Below are 11718 nucleotides of genomic sequence, written 5' to 3'. Positions count from 1 at the left end.
CCCCGGCCCCGGCGCTCACCCCTCGCCGCGCGGGCGGGGAGGTAAAGCGGCCGGGGCCAAGGAAGGGGCGCAGCGGCGGGGTTACGGGGTGCTGGATCCGCCCGGCTGGGCGGCGGGGGGCTGAGTCTGCGCGGCGGGCGGCGCGGGGCGGGGGCCGGGCGGCCGGCCCCGCGTCCCGGCCGCCGAGGCCCCGCCCGGCTGCGCGGCGGTCCGCGCCTGCCTGCGTGCCTGGGCAACCTGGGCGGTGCGGTCCGCCCGGTCGGTCTCCTCCCGCGCCGCCTTGCTCACGGCGGACGCGGTCGTCAGCCGTCCCGCCCGCTCCGGTGCCTTGATGCCGTACGCGGCCAGCAGCACACCCCGGTCCTGGTGCGCGGCGCGGCCCGGGGTGTCCACCGTGCGCGGCGTCCTCGGGGTGTTCTCCCGCTCGTACACGGTCGGAGCCCCGGCACGAACGGCCGCCCGAAGCAGCGGGTTGTCGGTGCGGTTCTCCACCAGCGTCCGGGCGGCACCGGCCACGCGAGGCCCGAACCAGGGCACCCCGTGGAAAATCATCCGGAGCATCAGGACGTCCGCGCCGATGAGCAGCACCGCGTCCACGACCAGCGCGCCCCCAGCGGCTTGCACGAGCGGAGAGACCAGCAGGAGGGCGAACGGGGCGAACATCAGCCCCAAAAGCCTCTGCGCCCAGGCCTTGACGGCGGTCATGCCGCCCCCGCGCGCCAGAGATGCCAGCACCAGCGGCGCCAGGAGCACGAACGCAAGAACGGCGAGCTGACGCGTCATGAAGACGAGCGCCGCGAAGCCAAGCGCGACCACCAGAGACGCGAGGATGATCAGCATGCCCAGGGGGTTGCCCGAGTCGGCCCCCGATTCCAGGTCCTTACTGATGGCCCCGAAAAGGGTGCCCTCATCGCTGTTGAAGGCGGCCTTGAACGCGGCGGACACGGCCTGGTTCAGCAGCATCACGGCGCCAGGGATGGACGCCATGCCAGCAACAGCCACAAGGGTCCATCCCGTTGAGGCACCCATCTGCCGGAGGCGGGGAACTCCCTGCCAGGCAGTCAGAGCGCACACGACAACCACACAGGTGAAGATGGCAACCGCGAGATGCTGGCCCAACCACATGAAAGGCTGGTACAACGCGCTGTCCGCCTTCTCAGGAGCCCAGGCTTTATCCGGCGCGAGAAGCTGAGTGATGTCATCGATCAGCCATTCCGCCAAATCTTTGACTTCGCCCCTCGCCCCGTCAGTGAGACCGACGTCCCCGTCGGCGGGCGGCCCGCCCCCATCGGGTGGGCCGCCCCCGTCGCTGTCGCAGAATGCCCCGGCGGGCCCCTCGATACCGTCACACGGGTCCTTATCCGGCATAACTCATCACCCCTTGGGCGCGGCAGGCGTGGGGCCGGTCACGGTGGAGAAAAGGGTGTCGCCGTAGAGGGCCAGGACCAGGGCGACGAAAAGCGTGCCGATCGCCATCGACCCCTTCCGCAGTGCGGTTTTGGGGTCGCTGGAGAGCTGGAGCAGCATCCGGACGGCGATCACGGCAATGACGGCCGCAACGCCTTTCGTGACCAGGCCGCCACCGGTGAGCCCGATCGTTTTGAAGAAGTCGGTGAACCCGGTGCTCATGTCGATGGGCGCCGCGAGGGTGGACAGCTTGGGCATTTCAAATCTCCTTGCTTTCGGTTGACTTGGGTCGGGCGACGGCGTACAGGTCGCTCATGGTGTCCAGGGGCGAATAGCGAACCTGGGTGCCGGGTCGGGGGGCGTCGATCATCCAGCCGTTTCCGACGTATATACCGACGTGGTGAATGCTGGCGGCGCTGTCCCCGTAGAAGACGAGGTCTCCGGGGCGCTGCTGACCCGGTTTTACGGGCTCGGATGCAGCGTATTGTGCTGCCGCCGTACGCGGCAGCGAAATACCGGCTTTCGCGTAGGCGTAGAGGGTGAGCCCGGAGCAGTCGAATCCGGTGATCGCGGACCCGGAGCGGCCGCCCGGCGAACAGCAGATTCCCTTACTCGGGCCGGATGCATTGCCACCGCCCCACGAATACGGGGTGCCGATCATGCCTTTCGCTGCGTTGATGGCGGTGGCGGCCTGGCCCGTGCTGGACGTCTGTCCGCCACCGGCCGGGGTTTCAGCGAGTGCGCTTATGACCTTGACGTAGTTCTGTGTTTTCTTGTAGGGCGGGACCCCGCCGTATTTGCGGACCGCGCCGCTGCCTGCGTTGTAGGCGGCCAGCATGTTGTGCTGCTTGTTGCCGGGCACGTCTTTCACGTCCTCGGCAATGGTGCAGAGGTATTTCGCCGATGACGGGATGGCGTCCTCGGGGTCCCATACGTCCCGCTTGCCGTCGCCGTTTCCGTCGATTCCGTGGCTCTCCCACGTCGACGGCATGAATTGCGCGATGCCCTGTGCACCGACCGGCGAGCGTGCTTTGGGATTGAAACCCGATTCCTGGGTAAGGAGTGCAGCGAGCAGATTCGGGCTGACCTCGGGGCAGGTGCTTCCGGCCTCCTCGATGAGGTCCCGGTATTCGGCGGGTGCGGACATGCTGAGCGCGGTCCCGACGGGGTCGCTGCCGGCGGCCTGGACGAGCGCGGCCACGATCACGGCCGCGGTGGCTCCCACGCCGACTATGGCGGCTGCAGAGGCTCTCACGCGGTACTTCCCCCCCTTCCTGACGGTATGGACATTTACGCTGGTCAGAACCGCCACCCGGCACCGCCACCCGACCGCCACCGAGGGCCGATCGACCGCCACCCATCGGGCCGGGTGGCGGTGCTGTGGCGGTGGCTGGGCGGTCCCGGGTGGCGGTCAGAAACCGGCTGTCGCGGCGACCTCCAGGTCCGCCAGCCGGTAGCCGCGCACCCCCTTCGGCCCCTTGTCCGCCGGGACACCGAGCAGCTTGTTCAATCGCTTTCCGCGCTCCGTCGGGTCGCTCTCGTGGATACCGAGCGCAACCGCCAGATCCGGGGTGGGCATGAACTCCACTCCGCTTCCACGCATCAGGCCGATTGCCTGCGAAAGGGGAGTGACCGGCGCTTCGGAAATGGCCTTTTGTTGCTGCGCCTTCTGCCGTTCGTATACATCGTCCACGACTTCCCAGACGAATTCATCAGAGAAGTTGAAGCCTCGAATGAGAGTGGAGCGTCCCCTACTGAAAAGGACGGCCTGCCCCTGCACATCCGGGTCAAGCAGCGCGGGATTGATCGGGGCGACGGTCTCGAAGTAGGTGTCACCCAGAGCCACTTTCGCGGTTCCCGCCGACGCCACGTACAGACACAGCCGGTATTGAAACTGGTCTCGGACCTTTACCGGAATGGCGTTGTTTGACGGACGCTGAGTCATGAGGATTGTCGAAATGCCCGATTCCAGTGCCTTCGCCACAAGAGACCGTGTTTTCTCAGCGATTCGACGAGCCTGTTCCTTTCCTTCCTTCGACTCGTCGTGAGCGAAGAAGTCTGCCGCCTCATCCACGATGAAGAAAACCGGCTTGAATTTCGGCACCCGCTGACGGTTCCGGATAGCTTCGGTAGCTTTGGCGTACCGGCGGTCGGAACGTTCATTGAGCTGATCGACCATGCTTTCAAAAATGGCCGGATCATCAGACGACTCGTACCGGGCGGCGATTTTCTCGAACCGGGTCAGGCCGCAGAACTTTCCATCCAGCAGGTAAAGCTCAAAGTCGCCGTATGCGATGAGCAGGCAGGTAATGAGCCCGTTGACGAGCGTCGTCTTACCCGTCTGCGTCATCCCGGAGACCAGCAGTGAAGCACTTTCGAAGGTCTCCACCCCGGCGAGCATCCCGGTGACGTCGTGCCCGATGGGCACCCCGGCAAAGGTTTCGATTTCTCGCCGAGTAGGCGCGGGGAATGGCTGAGTGAAGGGGGGCTCGTGCAACTTGAGAAGCTTCACCCGGCGTTCGTTGTCGCGGCTGCGCTCTAGTGTCAGGTGCAGCCGGGTAACTCCGAACATTCCCGCCACGGTGCCAAGACGCTTTTCCACGTCGTCGTATGTGTGACCCTTGGGCACCAGGAAGTCATACAGCGTGCCCGTGCCCACGGGGCGGATCGTGGCCTGGTCGGCCCTGACAATCTCATCCTTGCCGATCACCCCGGCAGTGGTGAGCGCGCCCGTCAGCTCCGGCTCGACCGGGACCTGTTCGGCCTCCTCCTCGCCGTCCGGCTCCGGTGGGGCGCTCTCCTGCGCCAGGGCCGCTGCGGGCTGCCGAGCGCCCGCCCACAGCCGTACGAGGACCACACGGACACGCCAGGCCAGGTAGCCGAGCGCGACCAGGACGCCGGCCGTGAGCAGCACAGTCGCAGGCCACGAAAGGCCGAGCTTGTCTTTGACGGCTGCGAGGATTCCAAAGACGATCGCCAGTCCGCCGATTGCCCCGGCGGCCTGCGCATAGCCGTCCTCTTCCTGTTCCTTGCGGCGCTTCTTCATTCCCACACCCCCCCTTCGCCTATTCGGGCAGGTGAGCATAACCCGCCTGAAAAACATGCCAGTTGATTTTTTTTAACGGTCTCCTTGCGGGCACCGTAGCGATCGCCACTGACAATCGGAACCCGCTGTTCTACTCAGACGGTGCTCACCGGGTCTGCTTCCTGGGTCTGCGGACCGCTGTCCGCTCGCCGGGTCACTCACCGGGTCTGCACCGCCCCGATTGCTGCGTTCCGGCAGTCACGGCCCAGCCCAGCCGAACGTGCCGGCTGGGCTGCACCGGTGGTGCCGGACCACTCAGGCACCCGCGTCGGCGGGTTCGTCCTCGTTGTCGCTGTCCTCGGTCTGACCCTCTTCCTTGGCCAGCAGTGCGCCCCACGCGTGGCGTACGCGCTCCTCACTGCCGACGTAGCCGGCCCGGCGGACGTCCCGGCACGCCTTGCGGTAGGACAGCGGCGGGTCATCGCTGTAGCGCAGGTGCCGAAGGACGACGTCCATCTGCCGATCGGTGAGGGGGCGCCCGGCTGCGGGACGGGGACCCCCGCAACGGCGGCCAGGTCGTCGAGTGTGACGGCCGGTGCCGCCGGGTGTGACGGCGTGCCGCCATCCGTCCCGGCAGGCGCCCCGGCCGTGCCGGGCAGCGCGCTGACCTGCGTGCCGGGGGTGTGACGGCCCGTGCCGGGCAGAGCGGGCGCGGTAGGTGTCCACTGCCCGAGCTCGGGGAGACGGATGGCCTCCGGCAACAGCTTGGCCGCGACGGTCGCCGCGGTGGCCTTCGCCTGCCGGTGCAGCTCCTCTGTCATGGCCTGCTGGATCTCCAGCACGCTCATGCGGTACGCCGTTTCAGCCTCCGCGACCCGCTTCTCAAGCTCGGTGGCCACCGCCAGCAGCTCGATGCGGTGCGCGGCGTCAGCCTCCATCCGCTCCAGCTTGTCGGCGACGTCCTGGCGCTGGTCGTCCAGCGACCGCCGGGTATCGGTGGACGTCCTGCGCCCGAGCGACGGCAGGACGATCCACCACGCAAGCTTGGTGGCCACGATGGCAATCGGGGTGAGGACCACCGCGAGGTCAAAGCCGGTGGTCCGGTTCACGATCAGGTCCACGGTCGGAATGGCGGCGTTGACGGCCGTAAGCGCGAGACCGGCGTACAGCACGCGCTTTGCCCGCGCCCGGTTGTTGTGGGCCAGGATCTCCGTCGCCTGGAACACCAGCCACAGGGCGTCCAGCGCCGCCACGGTGGGCACCGCCCAGTCCCCGAACCGGGGTACGAGGATCTGGTAGCTCACGGCCACGAACAGGATCGCCACGCCCAGCGTGACGACCGCCAGCACCGCGAGCACCGCACTACGCGGCGTCAGGCGCGGGCCGTTGGGCTTGCTCATGATGTGTCACCTTCCTGGCAGGGGGTGGGGGTCGGCCGGCCGGCCGGGTCCGGCGGCCTGCCGGCATCGGGGCCCGTCCGGGTGTGCACGTCCGGCGTCACTCGATGCCGCAGAGGGGAACCGGCTGCACCCGCCACGTCACATCGGCGGCCGGGGGCATGGCGGGGCGCCCAGCGGCTGGGCCCTCCACCCGCCGGGAAACGCCCCCTCCGCCTCTGCCTCCGCCGCAGCGAAGCGCGCATGGACGCTGTGCAGCGCCCCACGGTGGAAGAGCACGTAGACGCGATCGGGGCGGCTCTGCTTGCGGGCGGCACGCAGGAGTGCCCGCAGGGCGGCGCGGTCCTCGGTGTCCAGCAGGGTTTGGGCACGAAGACCCGTCAGCTCTCCCTCGGCGCGGCGGGCGTCCCGTTCCGCCTGGAGGCGGTCGGCGTGTGCCCTGGCGAGTTCACGGAGCTGGGTCTCCGCCAGGCCCTCGGCACGGATCGCGGAATCCGTCGCGGTCGCGGCCTCACTGCGTGCGCGGTCGAGGTTCCTGCGGGCGGCATCCAGGTGGTACGGATGAAACGGAACATGCTGCCCTCTCCGGCCGTCAGCGGCCCGGCACGCCGCGGTGGGGCCGGACCGGCGGTTGGTGGAGTGCTCGGTCGGGGCGCGGCCGGATCAGTCGGCGGCCGTGCCGGTCAGCTCGGGTAGCGACCGGCGGCGTAATCGGCGTCTTGCTGGTCCCGGATGGCGCTGATCCGGTCGCGGGTCTTCTGAATCCGGGCGGCGGTCTGCTGCTGGCGGGTATGGAGTGCCTCATCGTGGCTGCGACCGACGTCACCGGCCTCACGCTCAACACCGGTCTGAATATGGGTGATGCGCGCAATGCGGCCCATGTGGGGTCCTTCGCTCGGTGGGTGCGGGCACAAGCCCTGCCCGGCCCTCTGGGCGGCACGTGAGTGCCGCAGCGCCCCGGACCGGACTTGAACCGGTCGCCTTCCTTTTCCTTGGGGGCCCGCGATCTTTGCCCTTGTCTCACCTGCGCTGCCGAGCCGCGCGCCGTCTAGGAGCTACCCGCCCGGTGCGGCCTGACCCGGGGGAGCCGGTGCGTCTGGCGGCCGGCGCGGGGCATACTCGACCCATGGCCGACATCGAAATGCCGGACACCACCAAGGACGTTCTCCAGGCCTTGGCCGACGAGGCTGGCGTGCCGCTCGGGGACTACCTCACCCGCGTGGACGCGAGAAGGAGAGCGAGCGTGCTCTCGCGGTCGGCGCCGCGGCGTTCCGTCGTGTAATGAGCGACGCGGCCGCCGTGGCGGCGTTCGACGACGCCTTCGGTGGGCCTTCGCCGGCCCAGAGCGCTCCTCGGGCGGCCTGACCTGCCTGCCGAGTACCACATCGACCACCGCTGGCTGCAGGAGGGGCAAGAGGAGCTCGGCGGCGACATGGCCGTCAACGACTTCTCGATCCTCGTCGGTCTAGCGGCCCGACACAAGGTCGACCCGCCCCGCCACGACCATGACCACCCGGACGTGTGGTGGCGGGCCGCGGTGCTCTTGGAGGAGTGTGTGCTCCTCCGCCCTCTCCCGAGCCGAAACGAGCTGTTCGGGCACGCGCTCGCCATCGCCTACCTGGAGATGCATGGGCTGAGCGTGGACCCCAGTTCGAGCTCTGGCGCGACCTGGTCCAGGACATCCGTCTCCTCCGTCTGGACTCCTTCGCCATCGCCGAGCGCCTGCGGTCCTGGCAGACCATCTAGGCCGCGCTGGGGGAGAGTTCAGACCACCTCCCGCAGCCACGTGCGGGCCCGCTCGTCAAGCTCCTGCGCCGGGCGGGCGCCACGGGTGCGGAATGGGGCGAGGTCGGACCGCATCGACTGCACCGCCTTCTTGGTGCGCGACGAGCGGATGCCCGTCATCGTGTCCAGCGCCTTGTCCCACGTAGCACAGGCCGCCTCGATCTGGCCTTGCCGCAACTGGGCGTGCCCCTCGGCAGCAGCCGAGAGGGCGGCGATTCGCTGGTGCGCGGTAGGCCCGTACCGCCTCCGCGCGCTGGCGTGATGCTCCTCAGCTGCAGCGTGATCGCCCACGCGCGCGTGGATCTTGGCGGTGTGCGAACTGACGGTTGCCATCGGGGCGCCCCACAGGGAGGCCCAGCCGGTCATCTCCTGCGCTTCGCCTTCATCCGCAAGTTTGCGCGCCCGCTCCGCCTCCCGCCGAGCGTCTGAGAAGCGACCTGATTCCGCGAGCGCACGGGCCCGGCAGATGACGAACAGCGACTCGGTTGCCGGGTCAACGCCGCGGCTGAGCCTGATCGCTGCATCCGCCAACCCCAGAACGTGTTCCGGCTGTCCGTTGTCCATGCCGTGATGGGCGAGGATTCGCAGTACGTACGCCTGATCGGCTCGGTTCCCTGAGCTGCGGGCGAGGCTGAACGCCTGCAGGTAGTAGCGCTGCGCCAGCCCGTGCTCCCCCGCGTCGTACGCCTTCCAGCCGGCGAGGTAGGCGAGAGAGGCGGCAGCCGAGAACATCTGCTTCTGGAGCACCTCTGTCTGGAATCTGGACTTGCAGAGCCGCTGTACGTCATCGGTGAGGTACTGGACGACGGTGCTGCGGCCGTGCTGCCCGCCGTGGCGTTCGTCGATGGCCGTGAACATGGCGACCATGTCGCGGACGGCTTCGACTTCGGCCGCGCCAGCGATTCCTCCGGTCACGGCCCGCAGAGTCCGAGCCTGGATCTCACCGGCCACGCCGAGAGGCAGGGCGGCGCCGGCCACGGAGTACGCGGCTGTAGTCAGGAACGTTCGTCGCTCGATGTCAGCTCTCCCAATCCGCCCCAGCGTCTCCACTGGATCGTCTTCGACGGTAAGCCCCAAGTCGGCTTGGTCGGAATGGCCATCCGCGGAAGTGAGGCCCAGGTCATGAACCGTCAGCGGGTGGCCGATCTTCCGGGAAAGGACTTCACAGAGGTAGCGCGCCGTAGCGGGCTGAGGAGGAGTGCCGGCGACCCAGTACGTGATGTTCGATTTGCTGGTACGGATGGACGAATTACCGGAGGCATTTGCCAGGGTTTGGATGCCTCGCGCGACCGCTTCGTAGCTCATCCCTGACTGTTCGATCGCCCGCGCGAGCTTGTCGTTACGTGACCGGGTCATGCCCCAACGTTACGGCGTCTGCGCCCAGTTGGGCGTTGAACGCGTTGAACGCTTTCCACCTTCACATTACCTGTTCACGCTCTGCGGTCGAGAGTTCACTGATTCCTGTCGAGCACGGGAGTTGTGACCACAATCCCCTCCCTTGCTCGCGCCCCCGAAAGGGCGGACCGTCATCCGCATATGGCGGTCCGCCCGTTCCCCCAGAGCAACGGAGACACCGATGCGAGCGACGGCCAGGCGGACCCGGGACACGTCGTGGACGGACGACAAGGACAACCAGTTCATCGACGCGTTCAGCCGCTCCCGCGGCTTCCGGGAGCCGGCGAATCCGAACGCAGGGTTGAGGCGATTACGAGAGCGGCTGAACGAACCGGTGCTCGCCCACCGCTCCAGCGTCCGGGCGCGCCAAGTCGTCATCTACGTGCGGACCCTCCCCACCCAAGACCCGGCCCCCATCTTCACCGCGCTGAGGACCGAAGCGACGCAGCGCGGCTGGCACGTCAGCCACGAGCTGCATGACGCCATCGGCCCGGCCGCGCCGCAGCAGTGCCCCCAGTGGCTTCAGGCCCGCAAGTTCATGCACGAGGGCTTCGCGGACGGCGTCCTGGTCCAAGACCGCAGCCACATCAGCAGCCACGACGACGAGTACCGGAGCGAGCTCCACTTCGTCGCCGAACGCCAGTGCTTCACTGCCCTGCTCGTGCCCGAGGCTGCGACTTGAAGAGACCCGATCCTCCGGTGGCTGGACCGCCGGCCGTGGGGCTGGCGGCAGGTATGCGGCCAGATCGCCTACGTGCTTGTGGTCACCGCGTTGGTCGTCCCGCTGGCCCTGTACGGAAGATGACGAGAGAGAGCCCCCGATGGACAGTCCGCTCGAGCGACGCAACCCCGGCGATGCCCTGGCCAAGATCGCGCCGCCCGACTCCGCCCCGTCCAGCATGAACCTGTTCGGCGTACCCGCCGGCGAGTCCGTCGAGCGCCGCTTCGACCCCGCGAAGCTCCGCCGCGTCCGCGTTATCGACCAGAGCCCGGAGCCTGCCGCATGAACGAGCTCCGCCTGAACGCAGCCGACTGGGACGAGTGGTACCGCAGCATCAACCCGCCCCGCATCGTGAGCGACAAGGAAACCTTCGAGTTCCACCGCCGGGTGCAGCCTCCGCGCGGCGGCCACGCCGTCGACCTCGGGTGTGGAACCGGCCAGTGGACGCGACAGCTCACCCGCTGGGGCATGACCGTGACCGGCGCCGACTTCTCCCCCGTGGCCATCGAGCAGGCCCGCAAGACGATGGAACACTCCCTGCTCGACTACCTGCTGTGGGACATCGACGTCGACTCGACCCCGCCCTCGCTGCGACCGGGCACGTTCGACGTGGTGACCTGCCGGCTGTCGCTCGCCTTTCTCGACACCAACCGGCTCCTGGTCGATGTCGGGCGGCTACTGCGTCCTGGGGGCAGCTTCTACGTGCTGACCCGCGTGGAAGACGTCACCGACGACCACCGTGAGAACGACGTCGCGGACCGGTTCCACCGTGGCCTGGACGAAGAGCAGATCGGGCGCCTCGGCAACACCTGGCGCGAACGCCTCACCTGGACCATCAGCCCTCAGTACCGCGCGATCCTCCTGCGCGGCTTCGACGGCTGACGCAAGCTCCCGCCTCCCGGACCGACGCCAGGGCCCGATGCCCGTGACGGAGGCTCGGACGGGGGGCGGTCTCAACCTCCCGGCACGGTGCGGCCAGTGCGTCCGCGTTCCCCTCCCCGCGCGGAGTGGCCGGCCGCGCCGTGCCGGGGGACGACCATGTTGCGCCAGTGGGCCCTTCGGCTACTCCCAATGACCCCGCCCCTCCCCGTTGGCACGGGCATGGTGGGGGGCGGTCCCAGAGCTCCGGGTCGACCCCCGCGACCCCCAAGAGACAGGAAGCTTCGCGTGTTCATCGACATCCCGAGCGAACTCGAAGCCGCGCTCACCCACCTCCCCCTCCCCATGTGGGAGCTGGACGGTTCGTTCCTGGCGGAGTCCACCATGGAGCGATACCGGACCGAGCTGACGGCCACCCCGCGGTTCGCGGAAACCGCCACGACGCTGCGCCACGCGCTGACCGGGGAGGGCGGCGGATACGCCGTGCTGCGCCTGGGGAACCTCGCCGAGGCGCTCGGGACCGACGACGACCGGTTCCTGCGGCTGGCCACGGGCTTGGCGGCCAAGGTGGCCGTCCCGTTCTCGCCCTTCCCGCGCCCGTCGTCATGAACTGACTGATGCCGAGTGGGAGTTGCTGGCTCCGCTGATACCGCGGCCCGTCCGGGGCCGACCCCGGACGGAGGACCGCCGTGTCATCAACGGGATGGTCTACAAGATCCGTACCGGCGTTTCCTGGCGTGACCTGCCGGAACGTTACGGCCCGTGGAAGACGGTCTACACCCAATACCGGTGATTTAGGCTGTTTTCTGGCGTTTGCTGGTTGGTTTGGTGGGTGGGACCAGCGTGATTGTGCGAGCTGGTGGTGGGGGTGGGTTGCGGTGGTGGGGGTGTTTGAGGTGCCAGTTGGTCATTTTGCGTTTGATGACGCGGGGGTTGGAGCGTCTTCGGCGGGGTGGCAGGAGTCGTTCGAGCAGCTCGCGGGTGGTGTGTGTCAGGGCCCGCTTGAGTCGTGAGGGGGGAAAGCGCCGCCTGGTCTGTGACGTGGCGGCGGGCGGCGTTGGGGGTGCGGGTGAAGGAAATCCGGTCGGGATCGAGGCCCGCTTCGCGGG

General features: G+C 68.3%; 14 protein-coding genes. 7 read left to right on the top strand and 7 right to left on the bottom strand.

The annotated features are described in order from the left end of the window. Positions 1-81: 81 nt before the first annotated feature. The 5 genes from ACZ6C1_RS36300 to ACZ6C1_RS36280 form a co-directional block, all read right to left on the bottom strand. Positions 82-987 (bottom strand): hypothetical protein, encoded by a 906-nt coding sequence (locus tag ACZ6C1_RS36300; RefSeq protein ID WP_469247267.1) that lies wholly within the window; start codon positions 985-987, stop codon positions 82-84. 387 nt (positions 988-1374) lie between these two features. Next, complete coding sequence (locus ACZ6C1_RS36295) at positions 1375-1665, bottom strand: hypothetical protein (protein WP_469247266.1); 291 nt, start codon at positions 1663-1665, stop codon at positions 1375-1377. Position 1666: 1 nt separating this feature from the next. Continuing rightward, positions 1667-2632 (bottom strand): C40 family peptidase, encoded by a 966-nt coding sequence (locus tag ACZ6C1_RS36290; RefSeq protein ID WP_469247264.1) that lies wholly within the window; start codon positions 2630-2632, stop codon positions 1667-1669. 186 nt (positions 2633-2818) lie between these two features. After that, a complete protein-coding gene (locus ACZ6C1_RS36285; protein WP_469247262.1) occupies positions 2819-4453 on the bottom strand; it encodes an FtsK/SpoIIIE domain-containing protein in 1635 nt (544 codons plus the stop codon). A 197-nt stretch (positions 4454-4650) separates the two neighbouring features. Next, on the bottom strand, positions 4651-5832 hold the full coding sequence (locus ACZ6C1_RS36280) for a hypothetical protein (RefSeq protein WP_469247260.1): 1182 nt from the start codon (positions 5830-5832) through the stop codon (positions 4651-4653). Positions 5833-6072: 240 nt separating this feature from the next. On the opposite strand from ACZ6C1_RS36280, the gene ACZ6C1_RS36275 reads away from it, so the two are divergent. Then, positions 6073-6525: a hypothetical protein gene (locus ACZ6C1_RS36275; protein WP_469247258.1), complete on the top strand. Its 453-nt coding sequence runs from the start codon at positions 6073-6075 to the stop codon at positions 6523-6525. Here ACZ6C1_RS36275 and ACZ6C1_RS36270 read toward each other — a convergent pair. Beyond that, a complete protein-coding gene (locus tag ACZ6C1_RS36270) occupies positions 6513-6710 on the bottom strand; it encodes a hypothetical protein (RefSeq protein ID WP_469247256.1) in 198 nt (65 codons plus the stop codon). The genes ACZ6C1_RS36275 and ACZ6C1_RS36270 overlap by 13 nt on opposite strands. Positions 6711-6955: 245 nt before the next feature. Here ACZ6C1_RS36270 and ACZ6C1_RS36265 point away from each other — a divergent pair, with 245 nt between their 5' ends. Continuing rightward, positions 6956-7111, top strand: coding sequence for a hypothetical protein (locus ACZ6C1_RS36265; protein ID WP_469247254.1), 156 nt, complete (start codon positions 6956-6958; stop codon positions 7109-7111). Between the two features lie 482 nt (positions 7112-7593). On the opposite strand, the gene ACZ6C1_RS36260 is transcribed toward ACZ6C1_RS36265, so the two are convergent. Next, complete coding sequence (locus ACZ6C1_RS36260) at positions 7594-8970, bottom strand: hypothetical protein (RefSeq protein WP_469247252.1); 1377 nt, start codon at positions 8968-8970, stop codon at positions 7594-7596. A gap of 220 nt (positions 8971-9190) precedes the next feature. Here ACZ6C1_RS36260 and ACZ6C1_RS36255 point away from each other — a divergent pair, with 220 nt between their 5' ends. The 5 genes from ACZ6C1_RS36255 (at position 9191) to ACZ6C1_RS36235 (ending at position 11402) form a co-directional block, all read left to right on the top strand. Beyond that, positions 9191-9691 (top strand): hypothetical protein, encoded by a 501-nt coding sequence (locus ACZ6C1_RS36255; protein WP_469247250.1) that lies wholly within the window; start codon positions 9191-9193, stop codon positions 9689-9691. A 139-nt stretch (positions 9692-9830) separates the two neighbouring features. After that, entirely contained in the window at positions 9831-10016 is a 186-nt protein-coding gene (locus ACZ6C1_RS36250) for a hypothetical protein (protein WP_469247249.1), read from the top strand. Continuing rightward, a complete protein-coding gene (locus ACZ6C1_RS36245; RefSeq protein ID WP_469247247.1) occupies positions 10013-10612 on the top strand; it encodes a class I SAM-dependent methyltransferase in 600 nt (199 codons plus the stop codon). Before ACZ6C1_RS36250 ends, ACZ6C1_RS36245 begins: the two co-directional genes overlap by 4 nt. A 285-nt stretch (positions 10613-10897) precedes the next feature. Continuing rightward, positions 10898-11218 (top strand): hypothetical protein, encoded by a 321-nt coding sequence (locus ACZ6C1_RS36240; RefSeq protein ID WP_469247246.1) that lies wholly within the window; start codon positions 10898-10900, stop codon positions 11216-11218. A gap of 1 nt (position 11219) precedes the next feature. Beyond that, positions 11220-11402, top strand: a complete 183-nt coding sequence (locus ACZ6C1_RS36235) for a transposase (RefSeq protein WP_469247298.1) — start codon at positions 11220-11222, stop codon at positions 11400-11402. The last annotated feature ends 316 nt before the right edge of the window (positions 11403-11718 follow it).

The sequence above is a fragment of the Streptomyces sp. NPDC041796 genome (assembly GCF_055590785.1).
This window is presented reverse-complemented; position numbering and strand designations above follow the sequence as displayed.

Bases quoted from the DNA above. Each gene is read 5' to 3' on its own strand.
- ACZ6C1_RS36250 (WP_469247249.1), top strand. From the start codon at position 9,831: ATGGACAGTCCGCTCGAGCGACGCAACCCCGGCGATGCCCTGGCCAAG.
- ACZ6C1_RS36300 (WP_469247267.1), bottom strand. From the start codon at position 987: ATGGCGTCCATCCCTGGCGCCGTGATGCTGCTGAACCAGGCCGTGTCC.
- ACZ6C1_RS36285 (WP_469247262.1), bottom strand. From the start codon at position 4,453: ATGAAGAAGCGCCGCAAGGAACAGGAAGAGGACGGCTATGCGCAGGCC.
- ACZ6C1_RS36295 (WP_469247266.1), bottom strand. From the start codon at position 1,665: ATGCCCAAGCTGTCCACCCTCGCGGCGCCCATCGACATGAGCACCGGG.
- ACZ6C1_RS36270 (WP_469247256.1), bottom strand. From the start codon at position 6,710: ATGGGCCGCATTGCGCGCATCACCCATATTCAGACCGGTGTTGAGCGT.
- ACZ6C1_RS36275 (WP_469247258.1), top strand. From the start codon at position 6,073: ATGGACGCTGTGCAGCGCCCCACGGTGGAAGAGCACGTAGACGCGATC.
- ACZ6C1_RS36245 (WP_469247247.1), top strand. From the start codon at position 10,013: ATGAACGAGCTCCGCCTGAACGCAGCCGACTGGGACGAGTGGTACCGC.
- ACZ6C1_RS36265 (WP_469247254.1), top strand. From the start codon at position 6,956: ATGGCCGACATCGAAATGCCGGACACCACCAAGGACGTTCTCCAGGCC.
- ACZ6C1_RS36255 (WP_469247250.1), top strand. From the start codon at position 9,191: ATGCGAGCGACGGCCAGGCGGACCCGGGACACGTCGTGGACGGACGAC.
- ACZ6C1_RS36260 (WP_469247252.1), bottom strand. From the start codon at position 8,970: ATGACCCGGTCACGTAACGACAAGCTCGCGCGGGCGATCGAACAGTCA.
- ACZ6C1_RS36280 (WP_469247260.1), bottom strand. From the start codon at position 5,832: ATGAGCAAGCCCAACGGCCCGCGCCTGACGCCGCGTAGTGCGGTGCTC.